General features: G+C 64.2%; 20 protein-coding genes and 1 tRNA gene. 14 read left to right on the top strand and 7 right to left on the bottom strand.

Translation table 11 applies throughout. The features are described 5' to 3' along the window. Position 1: 1 nt before the first annotated feature. Positions 2 to 943, bottom strand: coding sequence for a prolyl aminopeptidase (pip, locus tag AC0Z35_RS04170; RefSeq protein ID WP_485131293.1), 942 nt, complete (start codon positions 941 to 943; stop codon positions 2 to 4). Continuing rightward, positions 943 to 1,767, bottom strand: a complete 825-nt coding sequence (gene trmB, locus AC0Z35_RS04165) for a tRNA (guanosine(46)-N7)-methyltransferase TrmB (protein ID WP_485131294.1) — start codon at positions 1,765 to 1,767, stop codon at positions 943 to 945. Before trmB ends, pip begins: the two co-directional genes overlap by 1 nt. Positions 1,768 to 1,950: 183 nt before the next feature. Here trmB and AC0Z35_RS04160 point away from each other — a divergent pair. The 3 genes from AC0Z35_RS04160 to AC0Z35_RS04150 all read left to right on the top strand — a co-directional run bounded on the left by AC0Z35_RS04160 (position 1,951) and on the right by AC0Z35_RS04150 (position 3,937). Continuing rightward, positions 1,951 to 2,024, top strand: a tRNA-Gly gene (locus tag AC0Z35_RS04160). A 240-nt stretch (positions 2,025 to 2,264) separates the two neighbouring features. Then, positions 2,265 to 2,711, top strand: coding sequence for a helix-turn-helix domain-containing protein (locus tag AC0Z35_RS04155; protein ID WP_411266406.1), 447 nt, complete (start codon positions 2,265 to 2,267; stop codon positions 2,709 to 2,711). Beyond that, positions 2,711 to 3,937 carry a type II toxin-antitoxin system HipA family toxin gene (locus tag AC0Z35_RS04150; protein WP_485131295.1) on the top strand — a complete coding sequence of 409 codons (1,227 nt, stop codon included), beginning with the start codon at positions 2,711 to 2,713 and terminating at the stop codon, positions 3,935 to 3,937. Before AC0Z35_RS04155 ends, AC0Z35_RS04150 begins: the two co-directional genes overlap by 1 nt. 26 nt (positions 3,938 to 3,963) lie before the next feature. Here AC0Z35_RS04150 and AC0Z35_RS04145 read toward each other — a convergent pair whose 3' ends face one another. Next, complete coding sequence (locus tag AC0Z35_RS04145; protein ID WP_223264681.1) at positions 3,964 to 4,722, bottom strand: Crp/Fnr family transcriptional regulator; 759 nt, start codon at positions 4,720 to 4,722, stop codon at positions 3,964 to 3,966. 149 nt (positions 4,723 to 4,871) lie between these two features. Here AC0Z35_RS04145 and AC0Z35_RS04140 point away from each other — a divergent pair, with 149 nt between their 5' ends. Beyond that, entirely contained in the window at positions 4,872 to 6,086 is a 1,215-nt protein-coding gene (locus AC0Z35_RS04140; protein ID WP_219992785.1) for an ABC transporter substrate-binding protein, read from the top strand. Between the two features lie 13 nt (positions 6,087 to 6,099). Beyond that, on the top strand, positions 6,100 to 7,014 hold the full coding sequence (locus AC0Z35_RS04135; RefSeq protein WP_104141810.1) for a beta-keto acid cleavage family enzyme: 915 nt from the start codon (positions 6,100 to 6,102) through the stop codon (positions 7,012 to 7,014). Between the two features lie 50 nt (positions 7,015 to 7,064). On the opposite strand, the gene AC0Z35_RS04130 is transcribed toward AC0Z35_RS04135, so the two are convergent. Beyond that, positions 7,065 to 8,333: an NAD(P)-binding domain-containing protein gene (locus tag AC0Z35_RS04130; RefSeq protein WP_314355480.1), complete on the bottom strand. Its 1,269-nt coding sequence runs from the start codon at positions 8,331 to 8,333 to the stop codon at positions 7,065 to 7,067. Positions 8,334 to 8,590: 257 nt separating this feature from the next. Here AC0Z35_RS04130 and AC0Z35_RS04125 point away from each other — a divergent pair, with 257 nt between their 5' ends. Genes AC0Z35_RS04125 through AC0Z35_RS04105 form a run of 5 tightly spaced genes read left to right on the top strand, consistent with a single transcriptional unit; the run spans position 8,591 to position 12,829 of the window. Next, entirely contained in the window at positions 8,591 to 9,694 is a 1,104-nt protein-coding gene (locus tag AC0Z35_RS04125; protein WP_255444686.1) for an ABC transporter ATP-binding protein, read from the top strand. A gap of 8 nt (positions 9,695 to 9,702) precedes the next feature. Beyond that, complete coding sequence (locus tag AC0Z35_RS04120) at positions 9,703 to 10,701, top strand: NAD(P)H-quinone oxidoreductase (RefSeq protein ID WP_485131296.1); 999 nt, start codon at positions 9,703 to 9,705, stop codon at positions 10,699 to 10,701. A gap of 51 nt (positions 10,702 to 10,752) precedes the next feature. Next, positions 10,753 to 11,373: a glutathione S-transferase gene (locus AC0Z35_RS04115; protein WP_485131297.1), complete on the top strand. Its 621-nt coding sequence runs from the start codon at positions 10,753 to 10,755 to the stop codon at positions 11,371 to 11,373. Positions 11,374 to 11,385: 12 nt separating this feature from the next. Next, positions 11,386 to 11,859 (top strand): type II 3-dehydroquinate dehydratase, encoded by a 474-nt coding sequence (locus AC0Z35_RS04110; RefSeq protein WP_314355485.1) that lies wholly within the window; start codon positions 11,386 to 11,388, stop codon positions 11,857 to 11,859. Positions 11,860 to 11,872: 13 nt separating this feature from the next. Then, the gene (locus AC0Z35_RS04105) at positions 11,873 to 12,829 is read left to right on the top strand and encodes a 2-hydroxyacid dehydrogenase (RefSeq protein ID WP_120157046.1); all 957 of its coding nucleotides are present in this window, start codon (positions 11,873 to 11,875) and stop codon (positions 12,827 to 12,829) included. Between the two features lie 4 nt (positions 12,830 to 12,833). On the opposite strand, the gene AC0Z35_RS04100 is transcribed toward AC0Z35_RS04105, so the two are convergent. The 3 genes from AC0Z35_RS04100 to AC0Z35_RS04090 all read right to left on the bottom strand — a co-directional run bounded on the left by AC0Z35_RS04100 (position 12,834) and on the right by AC0Z35_RS04090 (position 15,634). Further along, the gene (locus AC0Z35_RS04100) at positions 12,834 to 13,655 is read right to left on the bottom strand and encodes an ABC transporter permease (RefSeq protein ID WP_485131298.1); all 822 of its coding nucleotides are present in this window, start codon (positions 13,653 to 13,655) and stop codon (positions 12,834 to 12,836) included. A gap of 1 nt (position 13,656) precedes the next feature. Then, on the bottom strand, positions 13,657 to 14,511 hold the full coding sequence (locus tag AC0Z35_RS04095; RefSeq protein WP_485131299.1) for an ABC transporter permease: 855 nt from the start codon (positions 14,509 to 14,511) through the stop codon (positions 13,657 to 13,659). Positions 14,512 to 14,608: 97 nt separating this feature from the next. After that, on the bottom strand, positions 14,609 to 15,634 hold the full coding sequence (locus tag AC0Z35_RS04090; protein ID WP_046806663.1) for an ABC transporter substrate-binding protein: 1,026 nt from the start codon (positions 15,632 to 15,634) through the stop codon (positions 14,609 to 14,611). Between the two features lie 223 nt (positions 15,635 to 15,857). On the opposite strand from AC0Z35_RS04090, the gene AC0Z35_RS04085 reads away from it, so the two are divergent. From AC0Z35_RS04085 to AC0Z35_RS04070, 4 genes are all read left to right on the top strand, one after another. Further along, complete coding sequence (locus AC0Z35_RS04085) at positions 15,858 to 16,271, top strand: RidA family protein (RefSeq protein ID WP_120157045.1); 414 nt, start codon at positions 15,858 to 15,860, stop codon at positions 16,269 to 16,271. Between the two features lie 118 nt (positions 16,272 to 16,389). Then, on the top strand, positions 16,390 to 17,061 hold the full coding sequence (locus tag AC0Z35_RS04080; protein WP_046806662.1) for a DUF1028 domain-containing protein: 672 nt from the start codon (positions 16,390 to 16,392) through the stop codon (positions 17,059 to 17,061). Between the two features lie 107 nt (positions 17,062 to 17,168). After that, positions 17,169 to 18,146: a LysR substrate-binding domain-containing protein gene (locus AC0Z35_RS04075; protein WP_104141821.1), complete on the top strand. Its 978-nt coding sequence runs from the start codon at positions 17,169 to 17,171 to the stop codon at positions 18,144 to 18,146. Between the two features lie 133 nt (positions 18,147 to 18,279). Continuing rightward, positions 18,280 to 20,271, top strand: coding sequence for a phosphatase PAP2 family protein (locus AC0Z35_RS04070; protein WP_485131300.1), 1,992 nt, complete (start codon positions 18,280 to 18,282; stop codon positions 20,269 to 20,271). Positions 20,272 to 20,279 lie beyond the last annotated feature (8 nt).

The raw sequence follows: 20,279 nt of genomic DNA, 5'->3' as shown, positions 1-20,279 counted from the left end.
CTCACTGTTTTGCGTAAGCGTCGGTGGCGGCGATCAGGCGCGCCAGCGTGCCGGGTTCATCAAAGGCGTGGCCCGCGTCGGGCACCAGGTGGAAGTCCGCTTCCGGCCAGGCGCGATGCAGGTCCCAGGCCGTACGCGCGGGCGTGCAGACGTCGTAGCGGCCCTGCACGATGGTGCCCGGTATGCCGCGCAGCTTGTGCGCGTCGCGAATCAGCTGGCCTTCTTCCATGAAGCCCGCGTTCACGAAGTAATGGTTTTCGATGCGGGCAAACGCCAGCGCGGCGCGGTCGGCAGCGTGGCTTTGCTGATGGCGCGGGCTGGGCAGCAGCGTGATGGTGCTGTCTTCCCATTTGCTCCACGCCTTGGCCGCGCGCAACTGCTCGGCCGGATCATCGCCCGTCAGCCGCTTGTGATACGCCGCGACCAGGTCGCCGCGCTCGGCTTGGGGAATGGGCGCCAGATATTCTTCCCACCGATCCGGAAACAGCCACGACGCGCCTTCCTGGTAGAACCACTGGATTTCCGCGCGCCGCAAACCGAAGATGCCGCGCACGACCAGCTCGCTGGCGTGCGACGGGTGCGTCTGCGCATACGCCAGCGCCAACGTCGAACCCCACGATCCGCCAAACACCAGCCACTTTTCCGCGCCCATGATTTCGGTGCGCAGGCGCTCGATGTCGGACACCAGATGCCACGTCGTGTTGTTGTCCAGGCTGGCATGCGGCTTGGACCTTCCGCAACCACGCTGATCGAACAGCAGCACGTTGTAGCGCTGCGGATCGAACAGCTGGCGATGCACGGGCGAACAACCGCTGCCCGGCCCGCCATGCAGGAACACGGCGGGCTTGCCGTTCGGATTGCCCGACATTTCCCAATAGATCTGGTGTCCGTCTCCGGTATCCAGCATGCCGTGGCGGTAGGGTTCGATCGGCGGATAGAGCATCAGGCGACTCGCTTGAAGATCAGGTCCCAGACGCCGTGGCCCAGGCGCAGGCCGCGTGTCTCGAATTTGGTCAGGGGGCGGTAATCGGGGCGCGGCGCGTAGCCGTCGACCGTATTGGCCAACAGCGGTTCGCCGCTAAGCACTTCCAGCATCTGCACCGCGTAGTCTTCCCAGTCGGTGGCGCAATGGATGTAGCCGCCCGGCGCGATGCGGCTGGCCAGCAGCGACACGAACGCCGGTTGCAGCAAGCGGCGCTTGTGATGGCGCTTCTTGGGCCACGGGTCCGGAAAGTACACGTGCACGCCGGCCAGCGAATCCGGCGCGATCATGTCGCGCACGACCTCGACCGCGTCGTGCTGGATGATGCGCAGGTTCTGAATCTTGGAATCTTCAATGCGGCGCAGCAGCGAGCCGACGCCGGCGTTGAACACTTCCACGCCCAGGAAGTTGTCGTCCGGACGCGCCAGCGCGATCTTCTCGGTGGTCTCGCCCATGCCGAAACCAATCTCCAGCACCGTCGGCGCTTGTCGGCCAAACGCGGCGGCGGGGTCCAGGCGGCGGGGCGCGTACGGAATGGACCATTCGCCCATCAACCGTTCCAGCGCGGCCAACTGACCTTGGGTGATGTGGCCACGGCGGTGCACAAAGCTGCGGATATGCGTCGCGCCGGGGCTGTTCGGCGCATGCGCGGTGCTGGCCAGCGCAGCCTGCGTCTCGGCGGAAACAGGGGCGGCGGTGGACGCCGAAGCAGAGGAATCGGCGGTCGTGTCGGAGGTGTTCACGGGGGGCGTCGCGGGCTTGTCCGCGGGGTTGTTCGTATTCATAGCCCCGAATTGTAGTGGCAGGTGCCGGCCGGCGGAGTCGGTCGGATGCACTAAATAAGGGACGCATTAATCCGCCCCGACCCGCAAGCGCGGCGGCAAGCCAAAATTCCTGCCCGAATCCAAAAAAAGCCGCGCTATAATCGCCGACTCTGCCAGGGACCCGCGCCCTGGCACGACACCCGAGCGGGTGTAGTTCAATGGTAGAACGGCAGCTTCCCAAGCTTCATACGAGGGTTCGATTCCCTTCACCCGCTCCAACTCCCAGGCTTGCACGCTATTCGCGCGACGATCGATCCCGTCTGTTTGACGCCCGTCGACGCTCGTGCCCGCCCCTTGCGTCCGGCGGCACGTTGAAGGCGTAGTTGTCATATCGCCAAACCACCGTCGCACGCGCAGTAGCCAAATATGAACCTATGAATCAATTTAAACCTCATATTTGAATAGTTAACGGGACTTGCTTGTCTGGCAAATCGCGATATGTTCATATATGACCGTCTATGGGCAATTTGCCTTCATATTTGACCAAGCAACCCATGCCTTCCACCCCAAAATCTGCCGAGCACCGTGTCGCCATGCCGCGCCCCGTCGAGCGCGCACTGCATCGCCTGGGACAGGACATCTCGTCCGCTCGCCGTATGCGCCGGCTAAGTCAGGAAGACTTGGCCGAGCGCATTGGAACCTCACTAAGTACCGTCAGGCGCATGGAAGACGGCTATCCCGGCACCGCCCTGCACACCTTCCTGCGCGCGTTGCATGTGCTTGGGCGCCTGGACGCCGTGGCCGAGGTTTTGGCCATGGAAAAGGACGCGCTTGGCATGGCGCTGATGCGTGAAAATTTGCCGCAGCGGGTTCGCACATCGCGTGGCCGAAAATTGGGCATGTCCGATTCTCAGCCCGGGCAAACCCAATCGACGAATGACAACGAAGAGCTGGAGGGTTTCTGATGGCGCCGAAGGTGATCCGGCGTGGAGACCTGGAGGTTCATCTGGGTTCCAGCGGGCAAGTGGTAGGACGGCTGTATTTGGGTAACGGCAAGCGCAGCGCGTTCCAGTACGACGAGCGTTGGCTGCAAAGCCCGCGTTTTTTCACGCTATCGCCCGACCTGTTGCCCGTCTCGGGCATCCAACATCCTGAACAGACGTTTTTTCGCGCGCTGGAAGACACTGCGCCCGACTCCTGGGGCGAGCGTGTAATCCGGCGCGCGCATGCGAGGTTCCGGCAGAAAGACCGGGACACGCCTGCGCTCGAGCCTGTCGACTTCTTGCTATGGGTTGACGACGAGGCCCGTGTCGGGGCGCTGCGTTTGTTTGACCCTTCCGCTCAAATCTATCTGCGCGCCGACGACACGCATGGAAAAGTGCCGCCATTGCTGAAGCTGGATAACGTTGTGCGAGCCGCCCGAGCGCTAGAGGCCGGAACGGAGAGCGAGCAGGACCTGCAATACCTGCTGGGGCAGGGCACCTCGCTTGGCGGAGCCCGGCCCAAATCGACGGTGTTAGACCACGATGGACGTTTAGCCTTGGGCAAGTTTCCTAGCCAGGCGGATCAGCGCGACATTATCCGTGGCGAAGTGATGGCAATGCATCTTGCCAGCAAGGCTGGCGTCAATACGGCAGTTGCGCGTGTGGCGGTTGTTGACAGAACGGCGGTGGCCATTATTCGGCGTTTTGACCGTACCGACAATGGCGGGCGCATCCCCTACGTGTCCGCCGCGACAATGCTGCAATCCGATGGCCGGGATACGGTGCATGCGTATACCGAATTGGTGGATGTTCTGTTGCAGAGCGGCGCCAACCCTATTGCCGATATCCACCAGTTGTGGCGACGCCTGGCTTTCAATTTTCTGATCTGCAATACCGATGATCATTTGCGGAATACGGGTCTGCTGTACGACGCGCGCAACCATGGATGGCGATTGTCGCCGGCGTTTGACTTGAATCCGATGCCTGGCGACCGTCGCGAGAGCAAGACATGGCTGACCGAGGATTCGGGGCCAATCGACAGCCGCGCCATGCTGATGGAGGGTGCCGCCTATTTCAGGCTGGATGCGCAGAAAGCAGCTGCAATCTGGACAGAGGTGGGTCAGGCGGTGGATAGCTGGCGCGAGGTGGCAAAGGGGCTGGGCATGCAACGCTCCGGCTTGACGGATTTTGAGCCCGCATTTCTATGAAGGCATTGCCCAGCCTCGGCAGGCTGCTATCGATTGCCGGCATCATCCTCGATCATCGCCCGCCGATACAGCGCATCCTTATCCAATATCGTCATGCCGCCGTAGTGCGTTCGTAGCACGCCCGCGCGTGCCAGCCTGGTCAGGGCGGCGTTGCAGCGTTGGCGGGACACGCCGCACAGGCTGGCGATTTCTTCCTGGGATATCTTCAAACGCCCCTGCGTATCGGCATGGCGTTCGGCATCGAATTGCGCCGCCACGGCGCGGGCTACGGTGGTGTCGACATCCAGCAATACGTTGCCGGTGTAGCAGGCCATCAGCCAATTGACGCGCTGCGCCAAATGCATCGTCACGGCCTTGGTGAATTCGATGTTGTGGTTCCACAGCCGTTCGCAGGTGTCGCGCGGCAGGATCACGATGCGGCTGGGGCGCAGCGCCACGACCTCATATTCGAAGCGCTCGCGGCGCAGCATCGTGGCTTCGCCGAACCAGCTGCCGATGCTGAAACCGGCCAGCGACAGGCACTTGCCGTTCGCACCCGGCGACGTCCATTTCACCAGCCCTTCGACCACGCCGTACCACCCCAGCGACTTCGACCCCGCGCGAAAAAGATATTCGCCGGTGGCCAGCGACACCGTGCGCAATTCCGAGCGGACCAGATTGCGTTCAAGTTCGGGCAAGCCGTTGTACCAGGGCACAACGCTCAACATCCTGTCCACCGGACATGCGGCCGGCTGGCGCCCGGGAGCACCGGTCTGGCTGCCTGCGCTGGCGGTGGATGCACGCATGGTTACTCCGTTAAACCAAAAGGGGAAAGGCGCTCAGGTAAACCCTAGGCCGCTTTGTCACCATGATGACTGTACGGGCCAGGGGGCGGTCCCAGAATAGTTGAGGCATCAAGAGCCAAAAAACATAAGAGGAGACAGGTATGTTGTCAATGCCACGCATCATGTCCGGCGGCGCGCTCGCCTGCGGCGTCGCCGTGTCGCTGCTGCACGCCGGCGCCGCCCACGCCCAGATTTCGGACGATGTCATTCGAATCGGATTCATCACCGACCTGTCCGGCGTGTACTCGGGCCCCGACGGCCCCGGTGGCGCCGAAGCCATCAAGATGGCCATCGAAGAAATGGGCGGCGAGATCAACGGAAAGAAAATCGAACTGTTGACGGCGGACCACCAGAACAAGGCGGACATCGCCTCGGCCAAGGCGCGTGAATGGTTCGATCAGCGCGGCCTGGACATGCTGATCGGCGGCACCAATTCCAGCACCGCGCTGGCCATGTCTCAGGTGGCGGCCGACAAGAAGAAACCCATCATCGTGGTGGGTGCCGGCGCGCCCGCGCTGACCAACGAGCAATGCACGCCCTACACGCTGAACTACGCGTACGACACCGTCGCGCAGGCGCGGGGCACGGGCGCCGCCGTGGTCAAGGCGGGCGGTAAAAGCTGGTACTTCCTGACGGCCGATTACGCCTTTGGGAATGCGCTGCAAGCCGATACGACGAAGGTGGTCGAGGCGGGCGGCGGCAAGGTGGTGGGCGCGGTCAAGCACCCCTTGTCGGCCAGCGATTTTTCATCGTTTTTGTTGCAGGCGCAGGGCAGCAAGGCGGACATTCTTGCCTTGGCCAATGCCGGCGCGGACGCCACGAATGCGATCAAGGCCGCCAATGAATTCGGCGTGACCAAGACGATGCGGCTGGCGGGCATGATCATGTTCATCAACGACATCCACGCCATGGGCCTGCCGGCCACGCAAGGCATGTACCTGACCGACAGCTGGTACTGGAATGCATCGGACGCCACGCGCGCCTGGGCTCAGAAGTTTTTCGAACGCCGCAACGCCATGCCGTCGTCGCTGCAAGCCGCCGATTATTCCGCCGCGCTGCAATACCTGCGCGCCGTCAAGGCCACCGGCACCGACGACGCCGACCGCGTGCTGGCGTATCTGCGCCAGAACAAGCTGAACGACATCTACATCAAGGACGGCGTGGTGCGCCCCGACGGCCGTGTCGTGCACGACATGTACCTGCTGCAAGTGAAGACGCCGGACGAGTCCAAGCAGCCTTGGGATTACTTCAAGGTGCTGCAAACCATCGACGGCAACGAGGCCTTCACCAAGCAGTCGGAAAGCCGCTGCACGCTGTGGAAATGAACCGGAGACCGCCATGGCCAAACGCAAAGTCATCGTAACCATCGCCCCAACCGGGGGCATGGCATTCAAGACCCAGAACCCGCATCTGCCCACGCAGCCGGCAGAGATCGCCGAGGACGTCTACCGCTGCTACAACGCGGGCGCCAGCGTGGTGGCGCTGCATGCGCGCCGGCCCGACGACCAGGCGACGTGCGATGCGGCGATCTATCGCGACATGAACCAGCGCATCCGCGAGCGCTGTGACATCGTGCTGAACAACTCCACCGGCGGCGGCGTGCATGGCGACATGGTCAAGGAAACGTCGCCGGGCACCTGGGAAATCCTGTGGGAAGAACGCCTGAAAGGCATGGATGCCGGCGCCGAAATGTGCACGCTGGACGCCACCACGCTGAACCTGGCGTTTGGCGATCGCGAATATCTGATGAACACGCCGCTGACCAAGGCGCGCGAACTGGCGGCCGGCATGAAGGCGCGCGGCATCAAGCCCGAATGGGAAGTCTTCAGCCCCACGCACATCCTGCAAGACGCCACCACGTTGATCGATGAAGGCCTGGACGAAGGGCCGCATTTCATCAACCTGGTCATGAACGTGCACCGCAATTTTCAGAATGCGATGCCGTTCTCGCCGCGCCATTTACAGATGATGGTGGACCTGCTGCCCAAGAACAGCATCTTTTGCGTCAGCGGCATCGGCCCGTCGCAACTGGAAGCCAACATCAGCGCCTTGCTGCTGGGCGGCCATGCACGCGTGGGCCTGGAAGACAACCTGTACTACCGCCACGGCGAGCTGGCCACCAACGTGCAACTGACCGAGCGCATCGTGCGCATCATCCGCGAAATGGACATGGAACCCGCCACGCCCGCCGAAGCGCGCGAGATCCTGGGGCTGCCCCTGCAAAGCGGTATCCGGCCCGAGTTTTCGGTGTGATCGGATCTGTGGTCGCAAGATCACAGGACCCATGCCCGGGCCAAACGGATTCACCGCCCGGGCATGCCCCCGTTTTTCTCATACGCCAGATAATCCAGGTGTATTCCGATATGGTCCGCGATGTACTTCGCGTCGTGCCACACGCCCCAGATGAACGATGAAGACCGGTTTGACTGGTTTGGCAGGCCCAGAAAATAGATGCCTTTTTCACCGGTGATGCCGCGCTTGTGCACGGGATAGCCGTTGTCGTCGAAGACGTCCACTTCCATCCAGCGGTAGTCCACCTTGAAGCCGGTTGCCCAGACGATGCTCTTGATGCCGGCTTGCGCCAGGTCCAGGCTAAGAATGGGGTGCGTCAAGCACTCGGGGTCGTCCAGCAACTGCCAGGCGTCGGGTTCGGGCGGCAGGTCCAGGCCATTTTGTTCGATGTAGGCGTCGGCTTCGCGCAGCACCTCGAAGTAGTCCGCGTCGCCTTGCGCGATGTTCCTGGCCAGCCCTTCTTCAAACGTCATCACGCCATTGTCAAAGCGTTGGGTGATGCCGACCAGCTGGATGCCCGCGTGCGCCAGCCGCCGAAAGTCGATGGTCTTGCCGTTGTCGTAGCCGCTGACCGCAAAGGCAACGTGCTCGCGCTTGGGTTTTTTCTTGACCTCGTCCCACATGCCCAGCGCGCCCAGCCACCAGCAGTAATCGCGTTCGCGATACGAGCGGGGCGGGCGGTAGTGTTCGCCCACCGACAGGTACACCGTGCGCCCGGCGCGTCGCAGTTCTTCGGCAATCTGCGAACCGGAAGCGCCCGCGCCCACCACCAGCACCGCGCCGTCCACCAACTGGCCCGGGTTTTTGTAGGCGGACGAATGCACTTGCTGAATGCCGGCATCCTCGGGAACGATGGCCGGGTAGCTGGGGATCTGGAACGCGCCGGTGGCGGTGACGACGTGCAACGCTTCGAACACCCCGTCCGACGTGGTGACGGTAAAGCCCGGGCGCTTCTGGTTGCGCGTCACGCGCAGCACCTCGACGCCGGTGCGCACGGGGGCGTGGATCATCCTGGCGTAGTCCTCGAAATACTGCGCCATGCGTTCCTTCGGTGGAAACACATCCGCGCCGATATCGTCGAACTTCAGGCTGGGAAAGCGGTCATGCCAGGCGGGGCCGTTGGCGACCAGCGAGTCCCAGCGTTCAGAACGCCAACGCTCGGCGATGCGTTTGCGTTCCAGCACGATGTGGTCAATGCCCATCGCGCCCAGGTGCTCACTCATCGCGATGCCGGCCTGGCCCGCGCCGATCACCAAGGTATTGGTTTTTTCCACTGACATTGCGTTTCCTAAGTAGGTTCAAGACCACGTTCATGCTTCGATGCGGCGCAGTGTGAGCCAGATACCGGGGCTTGATAACTTGGTTTTTTGGACGCTGGGCTTAGGAAAAAGCAAATCACTTGGACGGGGCCGGGCCGGCGCCTCGTTTCGTTTTTTCCGATGGACCGCATCAATATCCACAAACGGCCGGCGCACCCCCTTCGGCGTATTCTGCAAAGCATCGCGCAACACACAGAGCCGCCATGCAGAACAGCCCCATGCCCCCAAAATCGTCCAGCGCGGTAAGCCTGGAAGGAGTGGTCAAGAAATACCGCCAGCAAACGGTGTTGCAGGAGCTGTCGCTGAAAATCCGGCGGGGAGAATTCCTGACTTTGCTGGGGCCTTCAGGCTGCGGCAAGACCACGCTGTTGAACCTGATCGCCGGTTTTGCGCAAGCGGACAACGGCGAGATCTTCATCGAAGACCAGCTGGTGACGGACACGCCTCCGTATCAGCGGCAGATCGGCATGGTGTTCCAGAACTACGCGCTGTTTCCGCACATGACGGTGGCGCGCAACATCGGCTACGGCCTGCGCATGCGCCGGATGCCGGCCGACGAGATCGCCCAGCGTGTGCAGGAGGCGATGGCGCTGGTCAAGCTGGACGGCCTGGGCGAACGCCGCCCGCGCGAATTGTCCGGCGGCCAACAGCAACGCGTGGCCTTGGCGCGCGCCTTGGTGATTCGCCCCAAGGTGTTGTTGCTGGACGAGCCGTTCTCGGCGCTGGACAAGGGGCTGCGCGGCGCCATGCAGGTCGAGATCCGGGAGATCCAGCGCAAGCTGGGCGTGACGACGGTGTTTGTCACCCATGACCAGGGCGAGGCGCTGGCCATGTCGGATCGCATCGCGGTGATGTCCAGCGGCGTCATCCGCCAGATCGCCACGCCTGACGAGCTTTACCGCAATCCGCAGGACCCGTTCGTGGCCTCGTTCCTGGGCGATGTGAATATTCTGCCCGCGCACTATCACGGCTCGGACCCCGACGGCCTCTTGCTGCGCCTGGGCGCGGGCTTGATCCGCGTGGCGCGAGACCGGCTGGTGGGCGGTTCGCACGAAGGCCGGCGGCTGGACATCTACGTGCGGCCCGAACAGATCCGGCTGGAAAACCTGCATAGTGAATCAGTCTTGAGCGGCACGGTCGTGAACCATGTGTTCCAGGGCGATCACATCGATTCCTACATCGACGTGGACATCCCGGTGGCCGGGCATCAGCGCGTCATGGTGCGCAGCGCGGGCCTGGACGCCTTGCGGCAATGGCCGGTGGGTGCGGTGACCGGGCTGGCGCTGCCCGGCCAGGGCATCAGCGTCTTCAACGTGTCGTAACGCCGGCCATGACCGCTATCCCCACCACCATGCAGGCCATCGTCGCCCGCGAGCCCGGCGATGCCGGCGTGCTGACGCTGGCAACCCGGCCGGTGCCGACCCCCGGCCCGGGCGAAGTGCTGTTGCGCGTGCGCGCGGCGGGCGTGAACCGGCCCGACATCATGCAGCGGCAAGGGCTGGTCAAACCCGCCGACGGCGTCACCGATGTGCTGGGCCTGGAGGCGTGCGGCGACGTGGCCGCGACAGGGCCGGGTGTGCCGACGGCGCTGCTGGGGCAACGGTTGATGAGCCTGTTGCCCGGCGGCGGCTACGCGCCCTGGTGCGTAGCGCGAGTCGACCATTCGCTGGCCGTGCCGGACGGCCTGGACGACGACGCGGCGGCCGCCTTGCCCGAAGGCCTGTACACCGTGTGGCACAACCTGTTTGAGCTGGGACGCCTTCGCATGGGCCAGACGGTGCTGGTGCACGGCGCGGCCGGCGGCATCGGCACGCTGGCCGTCCGCATGGCGTATACGGCGGGCGCCACCGTCATCGCCACGGCGGGCCGCGTGGATCGCTTGCCGGCGCTGCGCGAGATGGGCGCGGCACGGGCGGTCTGCTATCGCGATACGGATTTCGTGCAGGCCTGTCTGGACGCCACGCAGGGGCGCGGTGTGGACGTAGTGCTGGATATGGTGGGGGGCGACTACGTGCAACGCAACCTTCAGGCGCTGGCGTTTGGCGGTCGCCACGTCAGCCTGTCCTTCCTGCAAGGGTCGGTGGTGACGCTGGACCTGCTGACCCTGATGCAAAAACAACTGAGCCTGCATTCGTCGACGCTGCGGCCGCAAAGCGCGGCCGAGAAAACCCGAATGGGGCAGGCCATCGCGCGCCATGTGCTGCCGCTGCTGGCGGACCGGCGCATCACGCCGCGCGTCCATGCAAGCCTGCCGCTGTCCCAGGCGGCGCACGCGCACCGCATGCTGGAGGCGGGCGACGTGTTCGGCAAGGTCGTGCTGCGTCCTTGATTCCCTGGATCCCTGGTTCCTGTCGCACGCGCGACAAAGGCATGGTCTTGTATGTTCAAGCTGCTTTACGCGCCCACGTCGCCCTACGTCCGCAAAGTGATGGTCTGCGCCCACCTGGCGGGCGTGGCGGACCAGATCCAGTGGCTGGACAGCGCGGCAAACCCCATCCGACGCGACGATCGCATCGCGGCCCACAACCCCTTGGCCAAGGTGCCGACGCTGATCCTGGCCGATGGCCATGCGCTTTACGACAGCCGCGTCATCTGCGAATACCTGGCCCACCTGGCGCCCCAGGCCGGTCTGTTTCCCGACATCGGGCCGCGCCGCTGGCTTGCCCTGGCGCAACAGGCGCTGGGCGATGGCCTCTTGGACGCGGCCTTGCTGGCACGCTACGAGCACACGGCGCGGCCGTCCGAATATCAATACGCCGCCTGGCGCGACGCGCAACTGGTGAAGGTAGCTGCCTGCCTGGATCAGATCGAGCAACAGGCGCCCGCGCTGGCAACCCAGGCGCCCACCATCGGCGAGGTGACCTTGGGCTGCGCGCTGGGTTACCTGGATTTTCGCTTTCCTGAAATCGATTGGCGCGCCCGCCATCCCGGCGCCGCGGAATGGGAAGCCGCGTTTCGTACGTTGCCCGCCATGCAGGCAACCCTTCCCCATGAAGCCTAAAACCGTACCACCATGACCGAACCCACCGCCGCTATGCCAACCGCCGCCACCGTCTGGTTTCTGAACGGGCCCAACGCCAATCTGTACGGGCTGGACGCCAACAAGACCTACGGCACCGAGAGCTTTCCCGCGTTGCGCGAGCGTTGCGAGCGCAAGGCGGCCAGCCTGGGCCTGACGCTGAATTTCGTGCAATCGAACCATGAAGGCCAGCTGATCGATTGGATTCAAGAAGCGCGCGGCGACGCCCAGGGCATCATCATCAACGCCGCCGGGCTGACGTATTCGTCGATCCCTATCCTGGATGCGCTGCTGTCGTTTCCCGGCCGCATTATTGAAGTCCACATGAGCAACATCTGGCGGCGCGAAGCGTTTCGCCATCATTCCTATATTTCCAAGGCGGCCGACGGCGTCATCGCGGGCCTGGGCGGCGAGGGTTACGAGCTGGCCATCGACGCCATGGCGCGCCTGATCGCGCGCACCGCTTGATAAGGCCATTTCCATGAACGCCAGCAATACGACGCCCTCGGGCGCGATGGTTTTCTACAGCCAGTTCGATGACTTCTCGGCCTGGAAACAGGCACTGCAAGCGCGCATGCCGCATTTGCGCGTGCTGCACGCCGACGACATCGACGACCCCGCCGACATCCATTACGCGCTGGCCTGGAAGCCGCCCGCGGGCTTCTTCGACCGCATGCCCAACCTGCGCCTGATCGTCAACCTGGGGGCGGGCGTGGATTCGCTGGTGGGCCGCACCGATCTGCCCGCCGGCGTTCCCATCACACGCATCACCGATCCGCGGATGGCGCGCATGATGGCCGGCTACGTGCTGTTCGCCACGCTGCGCCACGCGCGCGACATTCCGTGGTTTGAACAAGCCCAGCGCCGTGGCGAATGGGCGTATCGGCATCCCCGTTCGCCGGAGGACACGCGCGTGGCGGTGCTGGGCCTGGGCGAGCTGGGCGCCTGCGCCGCGCACGAACTGCAACGCCAGGGGCTTACCGTGCTGGGTTGGTCGCGCAGCCCGCGCCAGATAGCCGGCGTGCAATGCCATGCGGGCATGGAGACGCTGGACGCGGTCATTTCGCAGGCGGACATTCTGGTCGTCATGCTGCCGCTGACGCCGCAAACGCGAGGCCTGCTGAACCGAGCGCGGCTGGAAAAGCTGCCGCGTGGCGCCGCGTTGATCAACGTAGCGCGCGGCGCCCTGGTGGACCAGGCAGCCATGACGGCGCTGCTGCAAAGCGGCCATATCGGCGCGGCAACGCTGGACGTCTTCGAACGCGAACCCTTGCCCGGTGACGACCCGCTGTGGCGCATGGACAATGTGCTGATCACCCCGCATCTGGCGTCGGTTGCCATCCCGGCATCGGCGGCGGCGCAGATCGCCGAGAACATCGCCCGTGTATCGCATGGCGATGCCCCGGCAAATCAGATCGACCCGGCGCGCGGGTATTGAACGCCTAGTCGGCGTCTTCGATATTCAGGATCTTGCCCAGGCCCAGAAAGGCATTGGCCACGGCCAGCAGGGTCGCCGTCACCACGATGTAGACCACCGATAACGCCGCCAGGGTCGGGTCGGCAAATTCGCGCACGTAGTTGTACATCGACACCGGCAGCGTCTGCGTCAACTGTGTCGTGACGAACAGCGACGCGGTGAACTCTCCAAACGACATGATGGCTGCGAACAGCCAGCCGCCGAACAGGCCTGGCGCCAGCAAGGGCACCGTCACCGTGAACATCACCTTCAAGGGCGACGCGCCCAGGCTGGCCGCCGCCTGCTCCAGACGTTCGTCGATGTTCTCCATGGAAACGTAGACGCTGCGCATCACGAACGGCAGCACCAGCATCACGTGGCACAGAATCACCAAGCCGTAGCCACGGTCCATATCAAATTGGGCCACCAGGATCAGCAGCCCCAGCCCCAAGGTGAAATGCGGAATCACCAGCGGCGACAGCAACACCGCTTGCAGCATGTCCTTGCCCGGAAACCCCATGCGCTTGACCGCGATAGCCAGCGCGGTGCCGATGAACAGCGCCAGCAACGAGGCCCAGAACATCACGATCAGGCTGGCACGGAAACCCTGCTGGAAGTCTGGATAGGTGAACACGCGTTCGAACCAGCGCAGCGACCAGGTTTCAGGGGGAAACGTCAGCAGCGCCTTGTCATTGAAGGACGCCACCGTGACCACCACCACGGGCAGCAACACAAACGCCAGGATCAGCGTAACGAGCAACGGGGCGCCGATGCGCAGCGGCAAGGGCAGGGAATGTTTGATGGCCATGCTAGTGCGCTCCCATTGCGTTGAGCCGCTTGGTTGCCCGGCCGAGCAGCATCAGCGACACAACCGTCAAGGTCAGGCCGGCAACGCTCAGGCTCGCGGCCAGGGGGAAATTCATCGACGAAAAGCCCAGCTGGTAAACCAGTGTCGATACCGTGGGCACGCGACCGCCGCCGATCATCTGCGGCGTGGCGAACGCGCTGAACGTCCACGCGAACGACGTGGTGATGCTGGCGGTGATGCCCGGCATGGACAGCGGCAACGTCACCGTGACGAACGTGCGCACGGGGCCGGCGCCCAGGCTTTGCGCGGCCTTTTCAAAATCGCGATTGATGTGCGAAATGGCGGTGGCCAGCATCAGCACCACGACCGGTATCGTCACGTGCACCAGCGCGATCAGCACACCCAGGTGCGTGAACATCAGGTTCAGCGGCAGGTCGATCAGCCCGATCTTGCGCAGCACCGTGTTGATGAACCCGTTATTGCCCAGCACGATGATCCACGAATACGTGCGCACGATTTCACCCAGGAACAGCGGCGTGATCGACACGATCAGGATGAACGACTTCAGCACCCGCTGACGCACCCGCACCATTGCGTAGGCCAGCGGGTACGCCACCAGCAAAGAGCAGATCGTGGTTTCGATACTAAGTAGCAGCGTGTTGGCGAAGGCGGACAGGTAGACCGACTTGCCCAGGCCGGTGAAGTTCTCCAGCGTCAGCCCGCCCACGTCCAACGAGCCGGGGATGAAGGCGCGCACGCTGAATTGCAGCACCGCCGCCATCGACACACAGATGCAAACCGCCACAAGGCCGGCGGGCGAGATCAACCAGCCTCGCAAACTGGAACGCGTATTCATAGGTCGTGGTCACTTCCAAGTGCGGGGATGCGGTGTGGAAATGCCCGTGTCCCGCCACAGGCGTGGCCGGGACACGGGCGGCGCGACGGCGCGCGTTTCAGTTCATGATGTTTTCGGTGAACCACTTGCGCCATTGCGCCGTCTTCTCGGCGCGCAGCTTGTCGTCGATGACGATGGCCTGCTTGTCCCACTGTTCCTTGGTGGTGAAGACGCCGGGCAGCGCCGCGTCCTCGGCCGATACCTTGGCGTTGGTGACGACCGGGCTGGCCTTCTTGTAGGCCACGATCTTGGACTGCACCTCGGGCGACAGCGCAATGTTCATGAACTTGTAGGCCAGGTCCGCCTTGGCGCTGCCCTTCATGATGCCCATGGTGTCGATGCCCAGCACGGCGCCTTCCTTGGGCATGACGACCTTGATGGGAACGCCCTGGCCGATCATGTAGTAAGCATTCATTGACAGCAGGATCTGCACGGGCGTTTCACCGGTGGCGATCAGCTGCTGGCTATTGGCGTCGTTGGTGTAGAACGCCTTGAAGTTGGGCTTCAGCGCGCGCAGCTTGTCCTGGCCTTTTTCCCAGGTCTTGGCGTCACCGCCGGACAGCATGGCCGACACGTCGATGATGTGGCTGGGGTCGAAATCCGGCGCCGACAGCTTGCCCTTTAGCGCGGGGTTCCACAGGTCGTTCCAGCTGTCGAACTTGATGTCCTTGGGGGTCAGGTCAGGCCGATAGCCGATCGTGTACACATAGGCCCAGCTGCCCACATGAAAGGGACTGACCTTGGCGCGGTCCACCAGGTTGGCGTAGTTGGGCAGTTTGGCGGTGTCCAGCTTTTCGAACAGGCCGCTGTCCACGTACAGCCAGCCGATGTGCGACGTGGTGAACGTGACGTCGCTTTCGGGCGTCTTGGTCAGCTTGGCCTTGTTCAAGCGGTCGATCGTGCCGCCGGTAATGTATTTGACCGGCACGCCCGTCTGGCGCGTGAATTCCTTGCCGATGTTCTCGTCGATCAGGTCGCGGAAGCTGCCGCCCCAGGTGCTGACCACCAGCGCGTCCTCGGCCACGGCCACGTTGGCGACCAGCGCGCTGGCAAGAAGCCCGGCTACCGTAAGTTTGCGAATCATTGAATTCCCCTTGTCTGTGTTGGTTCCGCCGAGCGCTTCCGACTGGAAGCCAGATGATGGAAGAGGGCATGGCAGGGGCCAAGTCGGAAATTCCGAGAGAGGGCAAAGGAAAAAACAAATAGGCGTCGGGGCGGCCCGAGTCTGACCATGGATGCCATGCAACGCGCTGCACGCTTGCGGCGCCACGTTCCCGATACCAGCCTCCTTCACCCTTCTTGCCGCCATGAAACACACGCGCATTCGCACCTTCAATACCAAGATCACGTACCCGGAGCAGAACCTGGATAACGACCTGTGCCAGGCCGTGGTGGCCCGGGGCAGCACCGTGTTCCTGCGGGGACAGATCGGCCAGAACCTGGACACCTCTGAAAGCGTGAGCATTGGCGACGCCGCCGGCCAGGCCGAGCAGGCCATGGCGAACATCGCCATGCTGCTCAAGGAAGCGGGCGGCGAGATCCAAGACATCTGCAAGATCACGATTTACCTGATCGACCCGCGCTATCGCGAGGCCGTCTACCGCGTGGTGGGACGCTGGCTGAAGGGGGTTTACCCGGTGTCCACCGGCATTGTGGTGTCGGCCTTGGCCCGGCCGGAATGGCTGGTCGAGATCGACGCCACCGCCGTGATCCCGGATTGATGGATACCGGGCAGGCAGCCGCGACGGTGTCGACGCCACGGCATCGACGCCATCCCTACGCTATGACTTCCTCGACCTGACCTCATCGACCCGAACTCATCGACCCGAACTCATCGACATGACCTTTTCCATCATTGCCCGTTGCCCTGCTACCGGCCAGTTCGGCGCGGCCGTTTCCTCGTCTTCGCCGGCCGTGGCGTCGCGCTGCATTCGGGCTCGCGCGGGCGTGGGCGCCGCCGTCAGCCAGAACATCACCGACCCCGCCCTGGGGCCGCTGACCTTGGACCGGATGGCGGCGGGGCGCAGCCCGCAACAGGCGCTTGAAGATATGCAGGCGCGTCCCTTTATTGCGTATCGCCAATTGATGGCCATCGACGCCTCGCATCCGCCTGCCATCTACACCGGCGCCAGCGCCTTGGGCGTCCTGGCCAGCGCGGCGGGCGAACATGCCGCCTGCGCGGGCAATATGCTGGCCAGCACCGACGTGCCGCACGCCATGCTCGCCGCCTTCGAGCAAGCGCAGGGCGAGCTGGCCGAGCGATTGATGCAGGCCTTGCTGGCCGGCCAGGCCGCCGGCGGCGAAGCGGGGCCCGTGCATTCCGCCGGCGTGCTGGTCTATCAGGATCTGGACTGGCCCATCGTCGACTTGCGACTGGACTGGGTGGAATCCGACCCGGTGCAGGCCCTGTACGACGCCTGGAAGATCTACCAGCCCCAGGTTGCCGCTTACGTCACCCGCGCACGTGACCCGCGCGACGCGCCCAGCTTCGGCGTGCCCGGGGACCTGTGAACCGGCGGCGGCCATCCCGGCTGCCATGGCCCACCGAGGAAACTGTTGCCCGCCGCCACGGGTAGACCGGATACTGTGCAACATTCTTTGTTTGCTCAAGTTGGACCATGCTCAATCGCATTTCCTTGCGCCAGATGGAATACCTCGTGGCGACTGCCAAGCACGGCAGTATCGCGGCGGCGTCGGCCCAGATCCATATTTCACCGCCATCCATTTCGGCGGCCATCGCCCACATCGAGACCGAACTGGGCGTGCAGCTGTTCGTGCGGCATCCGTCCAAGGGCCTGGCGCTGACGCCGTTGGGCATGCAGGTCATGCAGGAATGCGAAGACCTGCTGGAACGCGCGACCAAGCTGTACGAGATTGCCTCCAATTCGAACGACATGATGCAGGGCGTGCTGCGCGTGGGCTGTTTTCAGCCGCTGGCGGCCATGATCGCGCCCGAAGTCATCTTCGGTTTTTCACGCGCGTTCGAGAAAGTCGAACTGCATATGGCAGAGGGCGACCAGCAAGAGCTCATCAACAAGCTGCATACGTTGGACGTCGACGTGGCTATCACGTATGACCTGCAACTGGGCGAAGAGATCAGCTTTGAAACGCTGGCCCATATGCCCCCGCACGTGCTGGTCAGCGAATTGCATCCCTTGGCGCAGCAAATTGCGGTCACGCTGGACGAGCTGGCGCAACTGCCCATGGTCTTGCTGGACCTGCCCATGAGCCGCGAATATTTCCTGTCGCTGTTTTCCAAGTCGGGGCTGGAACCCAATATCGTGGCGCGCTCGCGGTCTGAAGACGTGGTGCGGTCGATGGTGGCCAACGGCATCGGGTATGCGCTGTTCAACGTGCGCCCCAGGTCGACGCAATCGCTGGACGGCAAGCGCCTGGTACGCCTGCGCCTGGCCGGCGAGCACCGTCCGATGCTGCTTGGGCTGGCCACCTACAAGCCCATGAAGCCGTCGCGGCTGACGCAGGCGTTCATGCAGCGGTGCCGCGCGTATATCTCGGATCAATACATACCCGGCATGAGCGCGGCCAGTTTTTTTGACCCGTATATCTCGGGCATGGCCCCGGCAGACCCGGGCTGACGGCGCGCCGTGCAGGCAGGCATATACCAACGCACGGCTCCACGCGCGATGACAAGCGCCGCGCCGCCTGTCATCGCGCGTAAACAATAGCTACCTACCATGCGGCGTTCTGCAAACCGTTGGCTGAACGCTCATGATCCAAGCACGACCCTCGCGCAGGGGGCTTCCCGCCTATGCCCTGCGCGCCACGTCCCTGGCCGTTATCCTTGCCCTGTCCGCCTGCGGCGGCGACGACGATAACGACACCGACGCCCCGCAACAGAATGACGACGTTGCCTACGTGGTGCCGGCACCTCCTGCCGGCCTGGGTCGCGTCGATACCGCACCCGTTCCGGATGCGCCCGCGTTCGTGGATTTTGCCGCCACGAACCAGCGCGGCGATCCGCGTTACGCCACGTTGGAATCCAATGCCGGGGTGCGCGTGCTGAGCGGCTTCCTGGACATCTGGGAACCGCGCACGCGCCTGGTGGACGCGGGCGTCACCGCCGCCGGCGCCGACGGCTTCCCGGGCATCATCGCGTCGGACTGGACGGGCATACCGGGCGACGCCACCGATGGCCGCGTGAAGAACAAAGCCGTGCACGACGAGAACATCGACTTTGTGGTGCGCACCACCGCCAAGCGCACGCCCGAGCAGGCCAAGGCGGCCTACCTGGACGATCGTCGTGGCAAGAACTACAGCGTGACGGATGGCCTGGGGCCGCTGACGGCGGCATGGCGCACGGCGGCGCAGCAGACCACCAGCATCAACGACGTGGCGCCCGACGCCACCACCGTCAAGTACGACGACACCGGCAACAACACGGGGGTGGGCGGCGCGGCCAACCCGGCCTTCGGCGATGTCATCGACTTTGTGAACAGCATGGGCGGCAATGCGTCCACTGAACCCAGCAAGCGCTTCTACAAGTACGCGCGCCCGTGGCGCTGGAGCGCCAGCGTGCAGGTCGTGCCGGCGCTGGAACCGGCCAAGAGCACGTCCGCGCCCACCGACGGCGGCTACCCCAGCGGCCATACCGCCGAGTCCGTGCGCAATGCAATCGGCATGGCCTACCTGGTGCCGGAACGCTTCCACGAACTGCTGGCGCGCGGCCTGGAACTGGGCGAAAGCCGCATCATTGCCGGCATGCATTCGCCGCTGGATGTGATCAGCGGGCGCGTGTTGGGCCAGGCGTCCGCGCTGGGCAACATCTATGCCGCCAGCGAAGGCACGCGGTCGGTCGCTTATGCGCAGGCGCACCAGACGCTGATGGCCGCAGTGGGCGCCAGCACGCCCGAGCAGTTCCTGGCGTTCGCCCACTCTCAGGACGTCAGCCAGGACCGCTTCGCGGATCATGCGGCCAACAAGGCCGAGTACCGCCGTCGCCTGACATTCAGCTTTACGCAGATTGGCGACACCGGCAAGCCGGCCGTCGTGCCCAAGGGCGCGGAAGTCATGCTGGAGACGCGCTTGCCTTACCTGAGCGCCGAGCAACGCCGCGTGGTGCTCAAGACCACGGCCTTGCCGTCGGGCTATCCCGTCATTGACGACGCCGAGGGCTTCGGCCGGCTGAACCTGTTTGCGGCCGGCGACGGCTACGGCGCGTTCAACGGCGACGTGGACGTCACCATGACGGCCAGCCGAGGCGGCTTCCATGCGCTGGACGTGTGGCGCAACGATATCGGCGGCGCGGGCAAGCTCACCAAGAGCGGCACCGGAACGTTGGGGCTGGCGGGCGCCAACACCTACACGGGCGGCACGCAGGTGGCGGGGGGCGTTTTGCGCGCCGACGCCGCCCAGGCCTTGGGCCAAGGCGCGGTCTATGTGGGTGGCGGCGCGTTGGCCCTCAACGCCACCGAGGCCGTGCAGGTGCAAGGCCCCTACACGCAGACGTCGGCGGGCACGCTGCAAACCTGGATCGGCGACGCTGACGCCGGCCAGATCGCGGTGACGGCCGATGCGGCCTTGGCCGGGCAATTGAACGTCGACTTCCGCCCGGGCTACACGCCGCAGGCGGGTACGACGCTGACGGTGCTGCGCGCGGGCAAGGTACACGGCACGTTCGACGGCGTGACCGTCAAGGGCTTCAAGGCCACGGCGATCTACAACGCCGACAGCGTGCAGGTGCGTCTGGACCCTGCCGTCTGATGGAGCGG

This window comes from Achromobacter sp. 1L-A-4-B-C2 (assembly GCF_057291955.1).
The sequence above is the reverse complement of the archived record's forward strand: the minus strand, read 5'-3'. Positions and strand labels throughout refer to the sequence as shown.